Source organism: Streptomyces luteosporeus, from assembly GCF_039532865.1.
In the GTDB taxonomy this organism is placed as follows: Bacteria; Actinomycetota; Actinomycetes; order Streptomycetales; family Streptomycetaceae; genus Streptomyces; species Streptomyces luteosporeus.
This window is the reverse complement of the sequence record NZ_BAAASL010000019.1, coordinates 17104-37472: the sequence shown is the minus strand read 5'-3', so window position 1 is coordinate 37472 and position 20369 is coordinate 17104. Positions and strand designations below refer to the sequence as shown.

Genomic DNA, 20369 nt, shown 5'->3' with positions numbered 1-20369 from the left:
GCCGTCACAGCGGGGCGTCGGCCGGCAGGCGCGTCACCCCCGGCAGGTGCTCGTCCAGTTCGCCCGGTTCGAACCGGCACATGCCCACCACGTGCCAGAACTCGCCGCCGACGTCCCCGTCGAACTTGTAGCCGCCGGCGGGGTTCAGGGCGGCCCAGCCGCCCGGCACCCCGACGAGGGTGGCCCGGGCGGTCGGGGGCCCCTCCTGCGGAACGGTCCACAGCCGTACGGTGCCGTCCTCGCCGCCGCCGGCCAGCAGGGTGCCGTCGGGGCTGAAGGCCAGGGCGAGGACGCGGCCGGTGTGGCCGGTCAGCCGGGCGGTCTCCTCGCCGCTGAGCGGGTCCCACAGGCGTACGGTCCGGTCGTCGCCGGCGGTGGCCAGCAGCGTGCGGGTGGGATGGGCGGCGGCCGTCCACAGCCGGCCCGTGTGGCCGCGCAGGTGTCTCCAGGGCAGGTTGCCGCGCCAGACGATGGCCGTCCCGTCCCAGGAGGCGCTGGCCAGCCAGGCGTCCCCCGGCCCGTGCACCACGGCGTAGACGCGGTCCTCGTGGCCGGCGAGTTCGGCGGTGAGCGTGCTGTCGGCGAGGTCCCACACGCGCACGATGCGGTCGTCGCAGCCGGTGGCGAGCCGGGTGCCGTCGGAGGTGAAGGAGATCGAGCGCACCCGGCCTCGGTGCTGGGAGAGCGTGGTGACGTGGGCGCCGGTGCTGCGGTACCACAGCCGTACGGTGTCGTCGTCGTTGGCGGTGGCGAGGATCTCGCCGTCGGCGCTGAAGGCCTCGGCCCACACGTGGTCGGTCTCGGCGTCGATCTCCCGCTGGTACTCGCCGCTGGCCGCGTTCCACAGGTACACGTCGCCGTCGCTGCTGGAGGTGGCCAGGACCGGGGCGCCGGGGGCGAAGACCGCGGAGACCAGGCGGTCGTTGTGGCCGGTGACCTCCCGCAGGCAGCGGCCGGTCGCGGGCTCCCACAGCCGCACCACGCCGTCGTTACCGCAGGCGGCGAGCTGGGTGCCGTCGGCGCTGAAGGCGAGCTGCGAGACCTTGCGCCCGTGGCCGCGCAGGATGCTGCGGCCGCGGCCGGTGCCGGTCTCCCACAGCCGTACGACGCCGTCGTTGCCGGCGGAGACCAGCAGCGGGCCGCCCTCGGAGGGGCCCGCGCCCGCCCGGGGCCGGAAGCGGCAGGCCCACACCGACCCCTGGTGGTCCGCGGGCTGCTGACGCAGCGCCACCGCCGGCGCGCCCCCGGGCTCGGCCCCGGCGGGGGCCGGCGCGCCGGGCGGGGCGACGCGCCAGATGCGCACCGACCCGTCGCTGCCGCCGGCGGCCAGCAGGGAGCCCTCGGGGTCGAACACCACCTGGTAGACGGCGCCGCCGACGACCAGCGGCGCCCCCTGGGCGCGGCCGGTCAGCGGGTCCCACAGCAGGACGCGGCCCTCGGTGTCGCCGCTGGCCAGCAGGTGCCCGCCGGGGTGGAAGTCGAGGGTGTAGACGCGCCCGGGGTGGCCGGCGCAGGTGTGGCGCAGCCGGCGCCCGGCCACGTCCCAGATGCGGACGGTGCCGCGGCCGTTCTCCCCCATGTCGCCGGTGGCCAGCAGCGTGCCGTCGGGGCTGAAGCGGACGCGGAAGACCGCACCGTGGTGGCCGGGCAGTTCGCCCAGGAGCCGGCCGGAGGCGGTGTCCCACAGCCGTACGGACGCCGCGGCGTCGCCGGTGGCCAGCAGGGAGCCGTCGGGGCTGAAGACGGCCGTGTAGACCGGGGCCCGGTGGCCGGCCAGGCGGTGGCCGGCGGCGCCGGAGGCGATGTCCCACAAGGTGACCAGGCCCTCGGCGTCGCCGGTGGCCAGGCGGGTGCCGCCGGGATCGAGGGAGACGGGCCAGACGCCGTCGGGGTGGACGTCCAGGCGGTGCAGGCAGGTGCCGGAGACCGGGTCCCACAGGCGTACGGTGCCGTCGGCGCCGCCGGTGGCCAGGACGTCGCCGCGGAACTTCACCGCGTACACCCGGCCGGTGTGCCCGTGCAGGGTGCGCAGGGCGGTGCCGGTGGCGGCGTCGCACACCAGGACGCCGCCGTCCTCGCTGCCGAGGGCGAGCAGTTCGCCGCCGGGGCTGAAGGAGACGGGCTCGGGCAGGCGGCTGGTGCGCATGTCGAAGCCGTAGGGGACGCCGACGGCCGCGGGGCGCAGGCCCGGTTCGGCGGGCAGGCCGGGGGTGACGGCGGCGACGCGCAGCTCGGGGGTGCGCAGGGCCTCCGGCTCGGTGAGGGAGTTGATGAGGGCGGCGCGCTGCCAGCTGCTGTCCGCCACGCGCACCCCCCGCAGGTCGGTGCGCACCAGGCGGGCCCGGCGCAGGTCGGCGCCGCGCAGGTCGGCGCCCGAGAGGTCGGCGTCGTCCAGGCGGGCGCCGGCCAGCCGGGCCTCGCGCAGGACGGCGCCGGAGAAGTCGGCGCCGACGAGGCTGGCGCCGGAGAGGTCGGCGCGGGTGAGGTCGACGCCGGAGAAGTCGCGGTAGGACAGGTCCTCGCCGGCCAGGACGGCGCCGCGCAGGTCGGTGTGGGCGGGGACCCGCAGCCGGCTGAGGATCTTGACGGCGTTGGCGCGGGCGGTCTCGCCGGTGGTGCCCTCGGCGTCCTCGCCCTCGCCGGCCAGGGCGCGTTCGGCCCATTGCTGGCAGGTGCGGTGGTCGGCGATGTCGCACAGGAACTCGACGGCGAGCTGGCTGAGCGGGCGGCGGGCGAGCAGGTCGGCCTCGCCCTGGTCGCGTCCGTCCAGGCGGGCCGCGGCCTCGCGGGCGACGAGCCATTCGACGACGGATCCGTGGATGAAGCGGAAGAGGCCGTCGTCGGTGCGCACCAGCAGGCTGCCGGAGCCGACGGCGTGCGCGGCGTGCGGCACGGAGAGCCTGCTGTCGGCCAGTTCGGCCAGCGCCTCGGCCACGTCGTGGAGCTCGTCCAGGCGCAGGGCGCTCTGGCCGCTCTCCCACAGCCGCAGGGCGAGGGTGGTCACGGCCCGCCACAGCTGGGCCAGGCTCAGTCCGGGGGTGGCGCCGGGGGCGCCCTGGCCGCGGTGCTCCTCGTGGCGCAGCCAGGAGGTGAACACCTCCTCGTACAGCCCGGCCGGACTCAGGGCGCGGCCGGCGCCGGCGACGGCGCGCAGCCGCTCCTGGTCGAGGTCGGCGACGAAGCTGAGCAGGCGGGGGTTGCGGCACAGGGCGAGCAGGTCGGGGATGCCCTCCAGCAGCCGCACCCGGCGGTCGGCGGCCTGGACGTCGCCGTAGCGGTTGACGAGGTAGGAGCGGATCTGCTGGGGGCTGAACTCCTGGACGCTCAGCAGGCGGCGCTGCGGCAGCAGGCCGACGCGTTCGCCGAGGGCGGTGAGCACCTGGGCCTGGGAGCGGAAGTGCTGGGTGCGGCTGCTGACGACGATCTTGGCGTTGTCGACGGCCGCGTCGAGGAGGACTTGCAGGTGGTCGGCGGCGCGGTCGTAGCTGACCTGGTTGACCAGTTCGTCGAAGCCGTCGAAGAGCAGGACGACGCGGCCCTGGCGGAGCATGTAGCGAAAGGCGCGCAGGTCGATGGTGTCGACGCCGTGGCCGGCGAGGTGGGCGGCGACCAGGCCGTCGAGGGAGTGGGCCTTGTCGAGGGCGTTGAGCTGGATCAGCAGGGGCGCGAGGTGGGGCAGTTCGGCGGGCAGGCGGCGGGCGAGCTCGCGCATGGCGAAGGTCTTGCCGTGCCCGAAGTCGCCGAGCAGCAGGACGAACCGGCCGTGGTCGGCGCCGAGGAGCTGCACGAGGTCGTCGACCAGGCCGTCGCGCTCGGCGCCGCCGGGGCGCTCGAGTTCGCGGTAGCGCTGGGGGAGGTAGAGGCCGGGCAGGTACTGGGGGTCGCTGCTCAGCCGCTCGGTCTGGGCGGCGACGTAGGCGCGCAGGTCGAGCAGGCCCTGGAACTCGGTGAAGCTGCGCACCAGCACGCCGCGGCGGCGGGCGTGTTCGCGCAGGTTCCGCTCGGGGGGCGGGCCGTCGTGGACGAGTTCGGCGTCGGCGTCGCCGCCGGAGGCGTGGACGTGGTCGATGAAGGCGTCGACGTCCTCGGGCTGCGGGGTGCCGCTGCACACGCCGACGCGCTGCTGGCGCACGAAGCCGGACTCGCTCCAGGTGACCAGCAGGGAGGGCGGGCTGCCGGGGATGCGCCGCAGCTGGACGCCCTCGTGGCGGATCCGGCAGACCTCGGCGACGCGGGAGACGAGCGACTCCAGCGGGCCCTCGACGGCGCGGGCCTCCGCGTCGGCCGGGCCGGGCGCCTGCGTGCCGTCCGCCGGTGCGGCGCCCTGCCCGGTGGCGTCCTCCGTGCCGGGCGCGGGCGTGGCGGGCTGCTGCGGGCCGAAGACGCCGCGGGTGCCGGGCCAGGCGACGGCGTAGCGGCGCGGGGTGCCGCCGGGGTTCTCCGGCCAGCGGGTGAACCCTTCCCGGGTGATCTCCAGCAGCCGGTGGCGGCCGGGGGCGGCGGTGCCGAGCACCGGCAGCTCGCGGGCGGCCAGCGGCAGGGCGCCGGCGGCGTCCGGGCTCGCGCCGGGCCGGGGGCCGGTGGCGGGGCCGTGCAGCAGCAGGTGCAGGCGGGGCGCGGTGAGACGGGTGAGGACATCGGTGTCGCGCAGGGGGCCGGCGTCGGTGCGCCGTCCGGTGCCGGGGGCGCGGCCGGCGGCTGTGGGGGTGCCGGCGCGGTCGGTGGCGCCCGGGTCGGGCTCGGGCCGGGCGTCGAGCGGGTGGCGGCCCTCGGGCGGGTGTCTGAGGGCGCCCAGGCGCAGCCAGCCCTCGGCCTCGTAGGGGCGCAGGGCCTGGGCGAACCAGGCGGCCTGCTCGTGGCCGAGCCAGCCGTACTGGTCGTCGGGGCGGTGGCTGTAGGCCATCGAGGAGTTGAGGCCGGCGACGACCGTGCGCAGGGCCGGCACGGGGAAGAGCGTCCAGGGCTGGTCGCTGTCGAAGACGACGTCGAGCCCCTGGTAGAGCTCGCGGAACAGCCGGGCGTACTGGCGCCACTTGGGCCAGTACGGGGGGCGGGGCTGCAGCTCGTCGGCCTCGCAGTAGTTGAAGTACGCCCGGCAGGCCGCGAGGTTGACGTCCTGGCCGCCGGGGACGACGACGAGCCGGTCGGCGGCCAGTCCCAGCCGGGAGCGCAGCCCGGTCAGGAAGGTCAGTGCCTGGTCGCTCTCGCGGGGGCTGCCGGAGGCGGTGAGGTCGCCGGTGACCAGGAGCAGGTCGGGGGCGGGGGCGCCGGCGTCGGTGAGCTCGACGAGGTCGCTCCAGACGGTGGCCTGCAGGTCGGCGGGGTCGGCGCCGCGGCCGAAGCAGGGTCCGGCCAGGTGCAGGACGCTGACGGACTGGCGGGTGCGGGCGCCGGCGCCGGCGCGCGGGTAGCCGGGCGGGGTGGCCGGCCGGCGCCGCCCGGCCCAGCCCGGGGTGCCGGGTGCGTGCCCGTCCCGGGGCGGCGGCAGGGCCGGGGTGCCGGCGGGGCGTGCGTCGCCGCCGGGCAGCCCGGGGAAGGCGGGGTGGCGGGTGGGGCGGGCGCGGCCTTCGAGGGCCTGGGCGACGCGGGTCAGGAGCAGGTCGCGGGCGGCGGTGGCGTCGTGGACGCCGACGAGGTCGACGTAGGTGATGGTGGCCAGCAGCCCCTCGACGGGGATGTCCTGCACGCGCACGGTGATCAGCCGGCGTTCGGGGGCGTCGGGGTCGGCGCGCAGGGCGGCCTGCCACTCCATGCGTCCGTAACGGGAGCGTTCGTAGTTGCGGGAGAGGACGGCGATGACGGCGGCGGACTCGCTGACGCCGCGGTCCATGAAGTCGACGAAGTTGGTGCCCGGGACGAAGTCCCAGGCCTGCAGCACGGTGCGGTAGCCGGCCTCCTCCAAGGTCCACGCTATCCACGAGGCCCACGGTTCGTCGGCGGGCGAGTAGCTGACGAAGAAGTCCAACGGCCGGTGCTGCCCGTCGATTTCCTGGGGTGCGACCATGGTCCCCATCCTAGGAAGCGGCTCCCGCGCGGTCACTGTGTTCGCAGGAATCGTGTGCCATGCTCATGCACGTGCGCTCCATACGTATGCTGACCGGCCGGATTCGCCGGCGTCTGCACATGCTGGACTGGCTGGCCGGCGGGCTGTTGGCGCTGGGACTGCTCCTGGTGGCCTGCGGGCTGCTGCCGGCGCACGCGGCCGGCGCCGCGATGGAGCGCATCGCCCCGCTGCTGGCGTTCCTGGGCACGGTGATCGTGCTGGCGGAACTGACGACCGCCGCCGAGGTGTTCGACGTGGTGGCGGCGCGGGTGGCGCGGGCCGGGCGGGGCAGTTACGCCCGATTGTTCGTGTTGTGCGTGGTGTTCGCCTCGGTCACGACCATCACGCTGAACCTGGACACGACGGCCGTGCTGCTGACGCCGGTGATGCTGGCCCTGGCGGTGCGGGTGGGGATCGCCGCGGTGCCGCTGGCGATGACGACGGTGTGGCTGGCGAACACGGCGAGCCTGTTGCTGCCGGTGTCCAACCTGACGAACCTGCTGGCCGCCGACCGTGTGGCGCTCTCGCCCACGGGCCTGGCGGCGCGGATGTGGGCGCCCCAGCTGGCCTCGGTACTGGTGACGATGGGGTGCCTGTGGCTGTTCTACTGGCGGCGCGGCCGGCGCGGCGCCGATGCCTATGTCACCCCCACGGCGCACCGGCCGCGGGATCCGGTGCTGTTCCGGGTCTGCGCCCTGGCGTGCGCGGGGTTCTTGCTGGCGATACTCGTCGACGCGGTCGCCCTGTGGGTGGCCTCGGCGGCCGCGACCGCGCTGGTCGTGGTGGCGTTCGCGGTGCGGCGGCGGTCGGTACTGCGGCTGTCGCTGGTGCCCTGGCGGCTGCTGGTGCTGGTGCCGGGGCTGTTCCTGGTGGTGGAGACGGTCAACGTGCACGGGCTGCACGAGCTGCTGGCGCGTGCGATGGGGCCGGACGGCGGGACGGCGGGGATGTTCCGGGCCGCGGCGGTCGGGGGCGGCCTGGCCAACGTGCTGAACAACCTGCCGGTGTACCTGGCCGGTGAGGCGGCGGTTCCGCTGGGCAACCACCAGCAGTTGCTGGCGCTGCTGATCGGCACGAACGTGGGCCCGGTGATCACGCCGTGGGCGTCGCTGGCGACCCTGCTGTGGTTCGAGCGCTGTCACGCGCAGGGCGTGCGCGTGTCCCTGGGGCGGTTCGTGGCGACGGGCGCGGTGCTGGGCGCCTCCGCGCTGGCGGCGTCCGTGGGGGCTCTGGCCGCCACGGGTGCCCCGTAGGGGCGCGGGGAACTGCGCGACAAGCCACGACACGCCCGCAGACGAAGTGCTGCGCCCGGGCCCCGGGGTGGTGTGTCGGCTGCGGGCCGTCGGTGGCCGATCGCGCCCACGCGGCGGCAGCCGCAGATCGATACTGCCCCCGCGCCCCTACGGGGCGCTCACGTCACCAGCCGGTGTCCGCCGTCCTGACGTGCCGCCACCAGCTCCAGCAGGTAGGGGATGTCCTCGGCGCGGCCGGCGACGAAGCTGCGATCGGTGTCGGGGCCGTTCATCCCGCCGCGGAACGCGCCCCCGTCCAGGGACCGGATGACCAGCCCGGCCTCGGTGGCCAGCAGCGCGCCCGCCGGCAGGTCGATCGCCTCGGCGCGGTAGCCGACGAAGCCGTCGATGTCCCCGCGGGCCAGCATGGCCCAGGCCAGCAGGGGCGCCCACAGCTGCAGTACGCGCCTGCAGCGCACCTCCAGCGCCTCCTTGAGCGCGCCGGCCACCGGGTCGCAGCGCCCCACGGCGTGCCCCTGGGTCCAGGCCAGCAGCGGTCCGACGGGCGACAGCGGCCGGCGGGGGCCGGTGAGCCGGCCCTGCGGGCCGAAGGCGCCGCCGCCGGCCGAGGCCGTCCACGTCCGGTCGGTCACCGGGTCGTGCACCACGCCGACGACGGGCGCGCCGCCGACGCACAGGGCGATGCCGACGGCGTAGGCGGGCAGGCCGATGACGACGTTGTTGCTGCCGTCCAGCGGGTCCACCAGCCAGGTGCGCGCGCCGCCGGCCGGTGCACCGGCTCCTTGCGCGGGCACGGCGCCGGCCTCCTCCGCCAGGATCCGGTCGGCGGGGAAGCGCTCCTTGATGCGGCGCACGACCAGGCGCTCCGCGAGCAGGTCGAGGTCGGTGACCACGTCGCCGTCCGCGCCCTTGGCCCGGACGCCGTAGTGGCTGTGGAAGCGCGAGCGCAGCAGCGCCCCGGCCTCGTGGGCCGCGGCGACGGCCACGTCGTGCTCGGCCGCGAACCGCCCTGCGCCCCGGGGCGGCGTCGGGTCATCCGCCGTGGTGTCCATGGATCCTCCTCAGGACGGTGCGGGCCGTCCGGGCGGTCGTGGCGGCGTCGCATGTCTGTCGTACCACCCGGTGGGCCGTGCCATGCACCGGACCGACGGTCAGGTCGGCCCCGCCCGGGCGGGTGCGCCCGAGCAGGAGGGTGGCCGCGCGGGTGCCGGCGGGCACGACGGTCGCGTGGAACTGGCCCGCCGCCAGCCGGTAGACCTCGCCGGCGGTGCTGGTCTCCTGCGGGTCGCTCGTGCACCGCACCAGGCGCGGGGTCGGCCGGATCTCGTCCACGGCCGGGGTGTCGTTCCACGCCGGTGCCCCGACGGCGGCGGGGGCGGTGCTGCGCACCTCGTACAGGCGGTGGGTGGGATCGTGCGCGTCCTCGCGCACCAGGGCCCGTACGTTGCCCACCTCGCCGTAGAGCACGCAGCTGGCCAGGTCCCAGCTGTGTGCGTGGACGGGCGAGGTGGTCAGGGCCGGGGCCGCGCGGCGGGCGTCGTCGTCGAAGACGTGCACGCACACGCCGCGGTCCGCCTCCCGCTCGACGGGCAGGCACAGGAAGCCGAGCGGGTGCCGCACGGCGCGCAGGGTGCGCCGCCCGGCCGCTATCTCGGTCAGGGCGAGGGCCGCGGCCTCGTACAGCTCGCCGGCTGCGGCCGGGCCGGCGGCCATGGCGTGGGCGATCCGCCGGTAGTCCACGGGGCTGCGCACGGGGGAGCTCACCTCCGGTAGGGATTCTCCGCGTGCAGTGCTTTGTCGATGATGTCGCCGACGTCGCGGTCGGTGAAGGCGGACGGGAGCGGCAGGCCCAGCTGCTCGAAGAGCCGCACGGTCTCGTCGACCGTCGGCTCGTCGCTCAGCGGCAGCGTGCGGTTGAGCTGGAGCACGTGGGCCTGTTCGCGGCTCTGGTGGAGCTCGGTGACGTAGTAGTCGTACAGCGGGCGGTCCCGCTCCACCATCAGGTTGACGCGCTGGGGGTCGTCCTGGGTGATGATCAGGCAGGTGGAGGACAGGTCGAAGCGCAGGGTGGGCACGGTGGAGGAGAGGTAGACCTCGATCTCCAGGGTGTCCAGGCGCTGGCGGTGCCAGCAGGCGGCCAGCACGGTGGCGTAGGACTCCTTGCGGGTGCGCTCGGTGGTCCAGGACCCGCCGGGCACGGTGTGCAGGCGGTGGGAGAACGTCTGCCGGAAGCGGGCGTAGGCCGCGCACGCCTGCTCGTCGGCGGGGTTGACGATGTCGATCTTCACGGTGAAGGAGCGCCGCTGGGGGCGGGCGATCTCCACGCACTCCGGCAGCGTCACGGCCCGCAGGTAGGTGCCGGTGCCGCCCTTGAAGACCCAGCGGTCGGTGCTGCGGCGCGCCCGGTCCAGGGCCGACTCCAGCTCGGCGCCGGAGAGCGAGCGCACCATGGTGAGGTCCTCGAGCGCGTGCCGCGTGCCGTCCATGGCGGCGCGGATGTCGGCGACCCGGCGCCGCCGCTCGGTCAGGGTGCCGAGCACGAGCGCCGCCAGCACCAGCAAGGTGGCGCCCGAGGTGACGTTGTCGTCGAAGTTGTTGCCGAAGATGTCGAGCGTGCCGATGGTCACGGCCGCGGCCAGGGCCACGACGCCGTCGAGATTCCTGATGGTCCAGGCGACGGCATGCTCGATGCCGCGCCCCAGGTTTGCGCCTCCGCGCGCCATGTGCCCCAGCCTCTCCCCCGGTTACGTCAATCGTAGGAGCGACAAGCGGCGGGCGGCCAGCACGAACGTGCGGCAAAGTACGTTCCGCGCCAGCTGCCGCGGGGGGGGTGACGGCTCCTCAGTGCGGCGGCGTCCAGGAGGGGCCGCGGCCCGTCAGTGCGAGGAGCCGGTCGAGGGGCGGGGCGTCGGCGGGCACCTCGACGGGCGGTGCGAACAGGCCCGGTGCGGGGCGGGAGGCGACTGCGAGGGCGAACTGCGTGCACGCCTCGATCTCCCAGGGCTCGCACGCGTACGGCTGCCCGGTGCTGCGGGCGACGTCCCAGCCGTGGACGACCAGTTCGTCCAGCGCCACCCGGGCGGCCAGCGGGGCGGGCAGGTCGACGCCGCCGGCGCGCGTGGTGCCCTGCCAGGCGGCGGGTGCGCGCCAGGCCTGCGCGAGGTCCGCCAGCCGGGCGGGGATGCGGGTGCGCCAGTCGTCGCCGAGGCGGGAGGCGTCGCCGGCGGGGGGCGGGGAGGCGTCCTGCCGGAGCGCCTCCTTGGTGGCGGCGGCGGTGAAGCCGGCGGCGAGGCCGCCGATGTGCTCGATCAGGTCCCCGAGCCGGTAGCCGGCGCAGGGGGTTGCCGCCGTCAGCAGGTCGTCGGTGACGGCCGTGAGCAGGCCGGCCGTCCGGCGGGCCGCGGGCCCGAGGTCGAACTCCACGCCGGCCGTCATGGGCGCTCCACCCGCAGGGTGCGCGGCCAGCCGTCGCGGTCGAGGATGCGGTAGAGCTCCTTGATGTCGGCCGGGCTGAGTTTCACGCAGCCGTGGGAGGTGTAGTCGGCCGCCCCGTCCCAGCGCTGGTTCTCGGCGCGCCCCCGGCCGCCGGTGCGGGTCATCTCGCTGTGGACGAACAGCTGGCTGCGCACGGTGCCGTCGTGGCAGCGCTTGCTGCCGAGCTCGATGGCGTAGCCCTTGACGAGGGTGCCGTCGTAGGCGGTGTGGTGCGCGCCCAGGACGTACGTGCCGTCGGGCAGCCACCCCTGGCCCCGGGCGCAGTCGTCCGGGACGACGCCGGAGCCGGCGCGGAAGACGGCGACCTCCCGCCCGTGGCGGACGACGGCGAGGCGCGAGTCGTCCGGGGTGTCCTTGGTGAACCGCAGGAAGCTGCCGCCGGCCGGGGCGGGCTGCGCCTGCCCGGCGGGCCCGAGGGCGAGCAGGGCGAGGGCGGCGCAGGCGACGGCGGCGCGGCGGCCCGGGGCGGGTGCGATACGGAGCATGGCGATGCGGCCGACGCTAGCAACGCCGTCGCCGCGCGGCCGCGACGCCCCGGCCCGGGTCACCCGATCGTGGGCCGTTCCTGGGGCGAAGATCACAGGCCCGGGGCGCTTTCCGGGCCGCGCCGCTGAGTACGGTGAGCCCGTGCCCAAGCAGACCCTTGCCACCTCCCTGGCCACCTGGCGGCGCCGGGCCGCCTCCGCGGCCGTCCACCGCGCCGCGCGGTGGATCCGCGAGGCCGGGGCGGTGACCGCCGCGCACCCCGGCCCGTACCGCTTCCGCCGTCTGGGGGCCGGCACCCGGCTGGCGTTCCCGCAGGGCACCGTCTTCGGCGAGGGCTGGATCGAGGTGGGCGAGCACTGCATCATCGCCCAGGACGTGACCTTGACCGCCGGCATGATGCCCGGCCTGGACCTCGGCCCGGACGCCCTGGTGCGCCTGGGCAACGGGGTCGTCCTGGGGCGCGGCAGCCATGTGATCGCCGATGCGCCGCTGACGATCGGCGACGACTGCTTCTTCGGCCCGGGCGTCTACGTCACCACCACCAACCACAGTTATGACGATCCCGAGGTGCCGGTGGGCAAGCAGTGGCCCCGCCGGGAGGCGGTGGAGATCGGCCCGGGCAGCTGGATCGGCACGGGAGCGGTGATCCTGCCCGGCGCCCGGCTCGGCCGCAACGTGGTGGTCGCCGCGGGCTCGGTCGTCCGGGGCACGGTGCCCGACCACGCCGTGGTGGCCGGGGCCCCGGCGCGCGTGGTGCGCACCTGGAACGCGCAGGACGGCTGGCAGCCGCCGCTGCGCACTCCCCCGCCGGTGCCGGTGCCCGAGGGCATCACGGCCGAGCAGCTGATGGCGCTGGCCCGGCTGGAGGCCGGCGAGGAACCGGCCTGACGCCTCACCAGGCGACGGGCAGCGCCTCGGGGCCGCGGTTGATGGAGCCCTGCCGCCAGCGCATGTCCTTCTCCTCCACCGCCAGTCGCAGCCGGGGGAAGCGGGCGAGCAGGGTGGAGAGCATCACCTCCGCCTCCATCCGGGTCAGCAGCGCGCCGACGCAGTAGTGCGCGCCGTGGCCGAAGGAGAGGTTGGGGGCCTCGTCGCGGCCGAGGTCGAGCCGGTCGGGCTCGGTGAAGACCGAGGAGTCCCGGTTGGCCGCCAGGTAGGAGACGTAGACGACCTCGCCGCCGCGGATGGTGGTGCCGGCGACCTGGAGGTCCTCGGTGGCGATGCGCGGCAGCCCGACACCGTTGCGGTGGGGGATGTAGCGCAGCAGCTCCTCCACGGCCTGCGGGAGCAGGTCGGGCTCGGCCCGCAGCCGGGCCAGCTGCTCGGGGTGGGTGAGCAGGGCGTAGACCATGTTGGAGACCTGGTTGCGCACGGCGTCCATGCCGTTGAGCACGAGCATGACGGCCAGGGAGATCAGTTCGGGCTGGCTGAGCTCGCCCTGCCCGTGGGCCTCGACCAGCGCGCTGAACAGGTCGTCCCCGGGGTGCTCGGCCCGGTGCCGGGCGAGGTCGCGGAAGTAGCCGGCGATCTCGCGCTTGACCGCGTCGCTCTGCTCCTGCGAGTGGTTGCTGGAGAGGATGACCGAGCGCCAGCCCTGGAGCCGGTCGATGTCGCGGGTGGGCACGCCGAGCAGGTCGCCGATCAGCTGGGCGGGCAGCGGCCCGGTGAGGCACTCGGTGAGGTCGGCCGGGGGGCCCTGCTGCTCCATGCGGTCGATCATCCGGTCGGCGAGCTCCTGGGCCCGCGGCCGCAGGCCGGCGACGCGCTTGCGGCCGAAGGTCTGGGCCACCAGCCGGCGCAGGCGGGTGTGGTCGGGCGGGTCGGTGCGCCCGATGCCGCCGGCGGGCGCCACGATGTGCGGGGTCATGCTGGTGACGGGGCGGTCGACCGTCAGGGCCCGGCTGAGCGAGGGCGCGGAGGCGACGGTCTTGACGTCCTCGTAGCGGGTCACCAGCCAGGCGTCCCCCTCGCCGAAGCGCATCCGGACCCGCGCGATGGGCTCCTCGCGCAGCAGGCGGTGCAGGAAGGGATCGAACTGCAGGCCGGGCAGGGGGTCCACGGCCCAGTCGTGGACGGTGGCGCCCGGCTGCCGGGCGGGGCAGGCGCCGCCGGTGGAGGACGGTTCGGGAAGAGAAGTGGTCATGCCGTCGCTCCCTGGTCTGGCGCTCCCGCGCGCCCGGCCGGGGCCGGGGCAGCACGGGTGGGGATCCCCTGCAAGGGTGCTGTTCCCTCTCATTGCGGGAGCATTCACCGCAATCGCGAATGCCCCCGGATTGCACCCGCAGGTGTGAGTCCCGCCTGCCGCCCGGCCGCGGGCGGGTCCACGCCTGCTTCTGGGGGTCAGACCTGCTTCTTGAGGACCTCCATCAGGCTGGAGAAGCTGTTGTCGGCGAAGCCCGCGGCCATGCCGCGGCGGAAGACGTCCTGGACGCCCTTGAGCAGGGTGACGTCGACGCCCGCGTCCTCGGCGGTGTGCAGGACGTGGTCGACGCTGGCGGCGCCCATGGCCAGCCGGTCGACGTCGCCGGGGTAGTCGGCGGCGTCCGCGTGCATGGCGTACAGCTGGAAGAAGTGCGGCATCATCGCCGTCATGCCGGACAGGTGCGGCAGCAGTTCGGCAGCCTTGACTCCGTTGGCGGAGCCGACGGCGAGCGCCTGGTAGAAGCTCAGCATCGTGGTCCAGAACACGGTCATCTGGGCCTGGTAGTACAGGGCGGCCAGGCCCGGGTCCTCGCCGTGGTAGTCGGCGGCGGTGAGCACCTCGAGGGTGCCGCGGTGCGCCTCGAACGCCTCGCGCGGGCCGCTGTAGTGGGTGACCGCCCCCTCCTTGCCGATCATGGGCGGCGGCACCTGCACCCCGCCGGTGAGGTGGACGGCGCCGTGGGAGGCGGCCCACGCCGCCGCGGCGCGGGCCCGCTCGGGGGTGTCGGAGCTGAGGTTGGCCAGGACCCGGCCGGCGAGCGCGCCGGGTGCCTGCGCGAGGACGGCGTCCACGGCGTCGTAGTCGGTCAGGCTCAGGACCACCAGCTCGTTGGCGGCGAGGGCCTCGGCCACCGTGGCGGCCTCCTCGGCGCCCTTGGCCACCAGGTCGTCCGCCTTGCCGGGCGTGCGGTTCCACAGGGTCACGCGGTGGCCGGCGTCCAGGAAGGCGCCCACCATCGCCCGGCCCATCGGTCCCAGTCCGATGACGGTCACAGCCTGCTTGCTCAACGTCTCTCCTCGGTACGGGGACGGCCACGCGGGCCGCCCTGGAACGAACGCTCTACTTAGTGATCAACGTAGCACAGAATCTGGAACGAACGCTCTATCCGATAGAGTTCGGCCATGCACACCACCAAGGCGGCACAGCAGACGACGGGCACGGCGGACGCCGCCGTCGGCACGCGCGAGCGGATCGTGAGGGCAGCGGCCCGGCTGCTGCAGCGTCAGGGCTACGAGGGCACCGGCATCAAGCAGATCGCCGGCGAGGCCGGGGCGACCCTCGGCTCCGTCTACCACTTCTTCCCCGGCGGCAAGCAGGAGCTGGCGGTCGCCGCCATCCGGCACGGCGAGGGCGAGTTCGCCGACATGCTCACCACCGCACTGTCCGGCACCGAGGACCCCGCCGCCGCGATCGAGGACTGCACCCGGCTGCTGGCCACCGCCCTGCGCGCGTCCGACTGGACCGAGGGCTGCCCCGTCGCCGCCACCGCCCTGGAGACCGTCGGGCGCGCCCCGGCCATCCAGCGGGCCTGCGCCGAGGCCATCGGGCACTGGACGGACCTGGTCGCGGCCAAGCTGCGCGACGGCGGGCTCGACCAGGACCTGGCACACGAGCTGGCGGGCGCCGTCATCAGCACGCTCGAAGGCGCGGAGCTGACGGCGCAGGTGCTCAGGAGCGAGGAGCCGCTGCGGTCGGCGGGCCGCCACCTTGCCCGGCTGGTGCGCACGTATTTGTAGGGCGCCGTGGTGCCCCGTAGGGGCGCGGGGCCCTGTCGATCTGCGGCTGCCGCCGCGCGGGCGCGACCGGCCACCGCGGCGCCCCGTCAGGGGCGCGGGGAACTGCGCGACAAGCCACGACGCGCCCGCAGACGAAGTGCCGTGCTTCGTCGACTGCGGGCCGTCGGTGGTTGATCGCGCAGTTCCCCGCGCCCCTATGGGGCGCCCAGAAGCTGCCGGGCGGCCCGGAGGCCGGAGAGCAGGGCCCCGTGGACGGTGCTGCTGTGCTCGGCGCTGGTCGCCTCGCCGGCGAAGTACAGCCGGTCGCCGACCGGCGCCGCCAGCGCCTCGTGGTCCCCGGGCCGGAACCCGGCGGCCGGGAAGGAGTACGCGCCCCGGGCGTACGGGTCGGCGGCCCAGCGGGTGACGCGGTGCGCGACCGGCTCGGGCACGGCCTCGCCGTACAGGCCGCGCAGGGCCGTCAGCGCCTCGCGCACGACCGCCGCATCCTCCCGCGCCTCCAGCCGGCGCGCCACCGGCCCGCCGGCCAGCGCCACCAGGACCGGGGCGCCCAGCACGCGGTGGAGGTTGAACCAGTTGGCGAACGCCCCCTGCGCGCCGCCGCCCTGCTGCCGGATGAGGTCCGCGTCGTCCCAGAAGACGTGCGGGAAGCGGAGGTAGACCTTGTCGTACGTCCCCATGCCCAGGCGCCGCACGGCCTGCTGCTTGGCCTCGGGCAGGGCGGGCGCGAAGGTGACGTCGCCCGCCTTCAGCACGCCGAGCGGCAGGGTGAGCAGCACCCGGCGGGCGGTGAAGGCGCCGTGGTCGCGGGTGCGCACGACGACGCCGTCCGCGCCGCCGTGGTCGACGTGGGTGACGACGTGGCCGAGCCGTACGTCCAGGCCCTCGGCCAGGTGGTCCGTCAGCTGCCCGTAGCCGCGGGGGAAGACCACTTCGGCGCCCTCGTGGTCCTCGCCGAGGGCGAGGGCGGCGAGGGCCAGTTCGCCGGCGCCCGCTCCCCAGTCGTCCTCGGCCATGCGGCCGAAGGCTTCGCGCACCGCCGCGGCGCGCGGGCCGGCGAGGCCGAGGGTGGGCAGAACCTCCGCCAGCCCGTCGGCCAGCGACCGGTCGGCGGGCGCCTTCCCGGCGAGGGCGTACAGGGCCCGGCCGGTCCGGCGCACGTCGTCCCGCATCCGCCGGGCCTCGGCACCGGCGGCGCGGCGGCCGTCGGCCGTGTAGAGGACGGTGCCCTCGCCGGTGGCGTAGTCCAGGGTGCCGACGTCGTAGACGACCGTCGCGGCACCGGCCTCGGCGGCCAGGTCCGTGACCGGATTGCCGCGCACGCCGTGGATCCAGGAGGCGCCCAGGTCGATGCGCAGGCCCTGCCACTCCTGCGTCCACAGCCGCCCGCCAGTGCGCGTGCGCGCTTCGAGGACGGTCACCGCCCGTCCCGCGCGCCGCAGTTCCCGGGCCGCGGACAGCCCGGCCGCTCCCGCTCCGACGACGAGCGTGTCGGTGGTCTCGGCAGGGCGGGGGCCGCTGCGGGGCATCGGGGCACTCCTCGGGTCACGGATCATGGTCGTACGACCGTACGACGACCGCCGTTTCAGCAGGCGCCCGGCCCCACGGCCCGCGCCTGGCGGCGCAGCCGGCCGGGGGTGGTGTCCAGGCGTTCGCGCAGCAGCGTGGTGAGGGTGGTGACGTTCTCGTAGCCCACCCGGCGGGCCACCTCCTCGACAGGCAGGCGGGTGGTGCACAGCAGGTGGGCGGCCTCGTCCAGGCGGATGCGCTGGGTCAGGCGCAGGGGGGCCACGCCCAGGGCGCGGTCCACGGCGCGCTGCAGGGAGCGTTCGCTGGTGCCCAGCGCCCGGGCGGCGTCGGCGATGCGCACGGGCTCCCGGAGGTGCTCGCGCACCCAGCGGGCGAAGGCGGCCACCGTGGGGTCGCTGCGGGCGAGGTGGCCGGGCAGGGCGTAACCGGCCTGGGTGGAGCGGTGGTCGGCGAGGAGGTAGCGGGCCGTCAGGGTGGCGAGGGCGGGGCAGACCTGGCGGACGAGGGCCAGGGCGAGGTCGAGGTGGGCGGTGCCGGCGCCGGCGGTGATGATGCCGGGGGCGTGGACGAGCATGCGGTCGTCGTCCAGGGCCACGAGCGGGTAGCGGCGGCGGAACCAGGGGGCGAGCCACCAGCTGGTGGTGGCGGGCAGGCCGGTGAGCACGCCGCTCTCGGCGGCCAGGAAGGTGCCGGTGCAGGCCGCGGCCAGGGGGACGCCGCGGGCGTGTGCGTCGCGCAGGAGGGCGTACGCGGGTTCGCGCTCGGGCGATTGCAGCCACTGCAGCAGGGGGTCGGCGCGGCGGTGGCCGATGCCGGGCACGATGACGACGCCGGGGGGATCGGCGTCGCCGGGGGCGACGGTCTCCACGAGGTGGCCCGCGGCGGTGCGGGCCGGGCCGCCGGGCCCGACGCGGGTCACCCGCCACGGGGGCGGGGGCTGCGGCAGTTCGTGCCGCAGGTCGTTCGCAGTGTGCAGGACGTCGAGGACCGAGGCGAGCCCGGTGTCGAACGTGCCGTCAGCGACCAGCACCCAGGTCTCCATGAGCGCACACGGTAGGCGACCTTCCGCCCGGGCCACGGGGACGCTCCGACAAGTGGTCCATCGGTTGATCGGATCGGCAGCCGAACAGGCGAATTCGCTCATGCAGGAAGCGGAGTGCCCCGGGGGGCGCTGCGACCCCCGCTGCGACCCCCTGCTGCACCCCCCTCGCACAATTTTGACGCGCCCCTGTCAATCTCTTCCCTTCCGTGGCACCCTTCCTGACGCACTGTCGAATCCGCACCACTCGTCTGCCCGGACCCCCTTGCCGGCGGTCCGGCCCCCCACGGCCGCGCCGCGCGGCGTGCGCGGCCCCTCGGCAGAAGGAGTACGCGTGAGACGTCCCTACGCCACCTGCGCCGGCACCCTGCTGGCCGCGGGCGTCCTGCTCACCGCCGGCGTCCAGGCCACCCCGGCCGGCGCCGCCGCCGGCAGCGCACCGGCCACCGTGCACGCTGCAGCGGCCACGACGGCCGCCCAGCAGCGGGCCGCCGGCTTCTGGACCGCCGACCGGATGCGCTCGGCCACCCCCCTCGACGTGACGGGCACCGCGGGCACCGCCCCGACGGTGCCCGCGTCCACGCGCCCCGTGACGACCGTCCCGCCCACCGCGCCGGCCGTGCGCACGGCCGCGCAGCCCAGGACCAACCCCCAGGCCGGCGGCCCGTGGACCGGCGGCGGCGCCGTCGCGAAGACCTCGGGCCGGGTGTTCTTCACCTTCCAGAACCGCACCGCCTCCTGCTCCGGCGACGCCATCAGCAGCCAGAACGGCAGCACCGTGATCACCGCCGGGCACTGCGTGAAGTACCAGGGCGCCTGGCACACCGACTGGGTCTTCGTCCCCGGCTACCACGACGGGCAGGCGCCCTACGGCAAGTGGGCGGCCACGAAGACCGCCTCCACCCCGCAGTGGGTGGCGAGCGAGGAGATGAACTACGACGTCGGCACGGCCGTCGTCGCACCGCTCGACGGCAAGCGGCTCACCGACGTCGTCGGCGCCCAGGGCGTGCAGTTCAACGGCGCCTACAACACCACCATGTACGCCTTCGGGTTCCCCGCGGCGTCCCCGTACGACGGCACGAAGCTCATCTACTGCAGCGGGACGTCCTCGAAGGACTTCCTGCTCACCAAGGACCACGGCCTGGGCTGCAACATGACCGGCGGCTCCAGCGGCGGCCCGTGGTTCGCGTCGTTCGACGAGTCCACCGGCACCGGCCTGCAGGCGTCGGTCAACAGCTTCGGCTACACCTTCTGGCCGAACCGGATGTTCGGCCCGTACTTCGGCGACGAGATCAAGAACCTGTACGACCAGGTGCAGAGCAGCTGAGCGAGGCGGTGTGCCGGCCCCGGGCCGTGCCCGGGGCCGGCACCCGCGCGGCGCATCAGCCCTTGACGGCCCGCAGGACGACGAACTTGGGGTTGCTCGCGACGACCTCGCAATTGCCGAAGAGCCGGCGCAGCCGCACGTGGTAGCCCAGGTGCCGGTTGCCGACGACCCACAGCTCGCCGCCCGGGCGCAGGGCGCTGCGGGCGCCGGCGAACATGCGCCGTGCGGTGGTGTCGGTGGTGGCCTGGTGGGAGTGGAAGGGCGGGTTGTTCAGCACCAGGTCCACCGAGCCGGCCGGCACGTCCGCCAGGCCGTCGGCGACGTGGAACTCGGCGGTGGCCGATGCGGGGGCGTTGTCGCGGAAGGTGGCCTCGGCCGAGGCCACCGCCTGGTGCGACTCGTCGAGGAAGACGACGTGGGAGGCGGGGTTGGCCAGGGCCGCGGCGGTGCCGACCACGCCGTTGCCGCAGCCGAGGTCGACCACGCGCTCGGCCCCGGTGCGCCGCGGCAGGTGCTCCAGCAGGAAGCGGGTGCCGATGTCCAGGCGCTCGGCGCAGAAGACGCCCGCGTGGTTGGTGACCGCCATGCCGGAGGCCGCGCCGAGGCCGCCGGGCAGGGTGTAGCGGTGCGGCCAGGCACTGGCCGGCCGCACCAGTGCCGGGTCGGGCGTGGCGAAGATCAGCCGGGACTTCTTGACGGCCAGCGAGGTACGGGTCGGGCCGACGAGCCGTTCGAACAGCTGCAGCGTCGAGGTGTGGATCTCGGTGACCCGGCCGGTGCCGACGACGACGCTGCCGGCGTGCAGGGCGGGGGCGAGGCGGTGCAGCTGGTCCTCCAGGAGCGCCAGGCTCTTGGGCACCCGGACCAGCAGCACGTCGATCCGGTCGGGCGGGACGTCCCGGGTGGACAGCAGGCGCACCGCACCGGCGTCGACGCCGTTGCGGGCGAGGTTGCGGCGGGTGGCCTGCTGCCCGAGGTGGGAGTCGCTGATCTGGACGGGCCGGTGGGCGGCCAGCGCGGTGGCCAGGGCGCCCCAGCGGTCGCCGAGCACCACGACGGTGCCCGACAGGTCCACCGGCTCGCCGTCGCCGGCTCCCTCCAGATGGTGGAGCAGGTACTCGTCGGCCGCGTCCCAGGCGCGCAGGGTGTCGCGGGGGTCCTCGGGGAAGCGGGCGAGCTCGTACTGGCCCTGTGACGTGGTCAAACGGTTCATCGTGCCCTCAGGCTAGCCGAGGCGGCGCCCGGTGCGGGCCGTCG

The 20369-nt window shown here is 75.4% G+C and carries 15 protein-coding genes; 4 read left to right on the top strand and 11 right to left on the bottom strand.

Annotated elements, in window-relative coordinates; all coding sequences use genetic code 11:
• Window positions 1–4: 4 nt before the first annotated feature.
• On the bottom strand, window positions 5–6004 hold the full coding sequence (locus ABD361_RS23090; protein WP_344437442.1) for a WD40 domain-containing protein: 6000 nt from the start codon (window positions 6002–6004) through the stop codon (window positions 5–7).
• Between the two features lie 119 nt (window positions 6005–6123).
• Between ABD361_RS23090 and ABD361_RS23085 the strand changes: the two genes are divergently transcribed.
• Complete coding sequence (locus ABD361_RS23085) at window positions 6124–7296, top strand: ArsB/NhaD family transporter (protein ID WP_344437671.1); 1173 nt, start codon at window positions 6124–6126, stop codon at window positions 7294–7296.
• Between the two features lie 158 nt (window positions 7297–7454).
• On the opposite strand, the gene ABD361_RS23080 is transcribed toward ABD361_RS23085, so the two are convergent.
• The 5 genes from ABD361_RS23080 to ABD361_RS23060 form a co-directional block, all read right to left on the bottom strand.
• A complete protein-coding gene (locus ABD361_RS23080) occupies window positions 7455–8348 on the bottom strand; it encodes an inositol monophosphatase family protein (protein ID WP_344437440.1) in 894 nt (297 codons plus the stop codon).
• Entirely contained in the window at window positions 8329–9048 is a 720-nt protein-coding gene (locus tag ABD361_RS23075; RefSeq protein WP_344437438.1) for a hypothetical protein, read from the bottom strand. Before ABD361_RS23075 ends, ABD361_RS23080 begins: the two co-directional genes overlap by 20 nt.
• Before the next feature lie 8 nt (window positions 9049–9056).
• A complete protein-coding gene (locus tag ABD361_RS23070; RefSeq protein WP_344437435.1) occupies window positions 9057–10019 on the bottom strand; it encodes a hypothetical protein in 963 nt (320 codons plus the stop codon).
• 118 nt (window positions 10020–10137) lie between these two features.
• On the bottom strand, window positions 10138–10731 hold the full coding sequence (locus tag ABD361_RS23065; RefSeq protein WP_344437433.1) for a TIGR03086 family metal-binding protein: 594 nt from the start codon (window positions 10729–10731) through the stop codon (window positions 10138–10140).
• Window positions 10728–11276, bottom strand: coding sequence for a L,D-transpeptidase (locus ABD361_RS23060; protein ID WP_344437430.1), 549 nt, complete (start codon window positions 11274–11276; stop codon window positions 10728–10730). Before ABD361_RS23060 ends, ABD361_RS23065 begins: the two co-directional genes overlap by 4 nt.
• A gap of 142 nt (window positions 11277–11418) precedes the next feature.
• Between ABD361_RS23060 and ABD361_RS23055 the strand changes: the two genes are divergently transcribed.
• Window positions 11419–12165 carry an acyltransferase gene (locus tag ABD361_RS23055; protein ID WP_344437428.1) on the top strand — a complete coding sequence of 249 codons (747 nt, stop codon included), beginning with the start codon at window positions 11419–11421 and terminating at the stop codon, window positions 12163–12165.
• 4 nt (window positions 12166–12169) lie between these two features.
• On the opposite strand, the gene ABD361_RS23050 is transcribed toward ABD361_RS23055, so the two are convergent.
• Complete coding sequence (locus tag ABD361_RS23050; RefSeq protein ID WP_344437426.1) at window positions 12170–13420, bottom strand: cytochrome P450; 1251 nt, start codon at window positions 13418–13420, stop codon at window positions 12170–12172.
• Window positions 13421–13617: 197 nt separating this feature from the next.
• Window positions 13618–14487 (bottom strand): NAD(P)-dependent oxidoreductase, encoded by an 870-nt coding sequence (locus ABD361_RS23045; protein ID WP_425583297.1) that lies wholly within the window; start codon window positions 14485–14487, stop codon window positions 13618–13620.
• 114 nt (window positions 14488–14601) lie between these two features.
• Here ABD361_RS23045 and ABD361_RS23040 point away from each other — a divergent pair, with 114 nt between their 5' ends.
• A complete protein-coding gene (locus tag ABD361_RS23040; protein WP_344437424.1) occupies window positions 14602–15216 on the top strand; it encodes a TetR/AcrR family transcriptional regulator in 615 nt (204 codons plus the stop codon).
• Window positions 15217–15410: 194 nt separating this feature from the next.
• On the opposite strand, the gene ABD361_RS23035 is transcribed toward ABD361_RS23040, so the two are convergent.
• Both ABD361_RS23035 and ABD361_RS23030 read right to left on the bottom strand, forming a co-directional pair.
• The gene (locus ABD361_RS23035) at window positions 15411–16745 is read right to left on the bottom strand and encodes a flavin monoamine oxidase family protein (RefSeq protein ID WP_344437421.1); all 1335 of its coding nucleotides are present in this window, start codon (window positions 16743–16745) and stop codon (window positions 15411–15413) included.
• A gap of 56 nt (window positions 16746–16801) precedes the next feature.
• Window positions 16802–17788 carry a GlxA family transcriptional regulator gene (locus ABD361_RS23030; RefSeq protein WP_344437419.1) on the bottom strand — a complete coding sequence of 329 codons (987 nt, stop codon included), beginning with the start codon at window positions 17786–17788 and terminating at the stop codon, window positions 16802–16804.
• Window positions 17789–18119: 331 nt separating this feature from the next.
• On the opposite strand from ABD361_RS23030, the gene ABD361_RS23025 reads away from it, so the two are divergent.
• Window positions 18120–19112 carry a trypsin-like serine peptidase gene (locus ABD361_RS23025; RefSeq protein ID WP_344437417.1) on the top strand — a complete coding sequence of 331 codons (993 nt, stop codon included), beginning with the start codon at window positions 18120–18122 and terminating at the stop codon, window positions 19110–19112.
• A 55-nt stretch (window positions 19113–19167) separates the two neighbouring features.
• Here the strand turns inward: ABD361_RS23025 and ABD361_RS23020 are convergent, their stop codons facing one another.
• The gene (locus ABD361_RS23020) at window positions 19168–20325 is read right to left on the bottom strand and encodes a methyltransferase (RefSeq protein ID WP_344437416.1); all 1158 of its coding nucleotides are present in this window, start codon (window positions 20323–20325) and stop codon (window positions 19168–19170) included.
• Window positions 20326–20369: the final 44 nt, after the last annotated feature.

Coding starts and splice junctions, on each gene's coding strand:
- ABD361_RS23090 (WP_344437442.1), bottom strand. CDS start 6,004: ATGGTCGCACCCCAGGAAATCGACGGGCAGCACCGGCCGTTGGACTTC.
- ABD361_RS23085 (WP_344437671.1), top strand. CDS start 6,124: ATGCTGGACTGGCTGGCCGGCGGGCTGTTGGCGCTGGGACTGCTCCTG.
- ABD361_RS23080 (WP_344437440.1), bottom strand. CDS start 8,348: ATGGACACCACGGCGGATGACCCGACGCCGCCCCGGGGCGCAGGGCGG.
- ABD361_RS23070 (WP_344437435.1), bottom strand. CDS start 10,019: ATGGCGCGCGGAGGCGCAAACCTGGGGCGCGGCATCGAGCATGCCGTC.
- ABD361_RS23065 (WP_344437433.1), bottom strand. CDS start 10,731: ATGACGGCCGGCGTGGAGTTCGACCTCGGGCCCGCGGCCCGCCGGACG.
- ABD361_RS23060 (WP_344437430.1), bottom strand. CDS start 11,276: ATGCTCCGTATCGCACCCGCCCCGGGCCGCCGCGCCGCCGTCGCCTGC.
- ABD361_RS23050 (WP_344437426.1), bottom strand. CDS start 13,420: ATGACCACTTCTCTTCCCGAACCGTCCTCCACCGGCGGCGCCTGCCCC.
- ABD361_RS23040 (WP_344437424.1), top strand. CDS start 14,602: ATGCACACCACCAAGGCGGCACAGCAGACGACGGGCACGGCGGACGCC.
- ABD361_RS23035 (WP_344437421.1), bottom strand. CDS start 16,745: ATGCCCCGCAGCGGCCCCCGCCCTGCCGAGACCACCGACACGCTCGTC.
- ABD361_RS23030 (WP_344437419.1), bottom strand. CDS start 17,788: ATGGAGACCTGGGTGCTGGTCGCTGACGGCACGTTCGACACCGGGCTC.
- ABD361_RS23020 (WP_344437416.1), bottom strand. CDS start 20,325: ATGAACCGTTTGACCACGTCACAGGGCCAGTACGAGCTCGCCCGCTTC.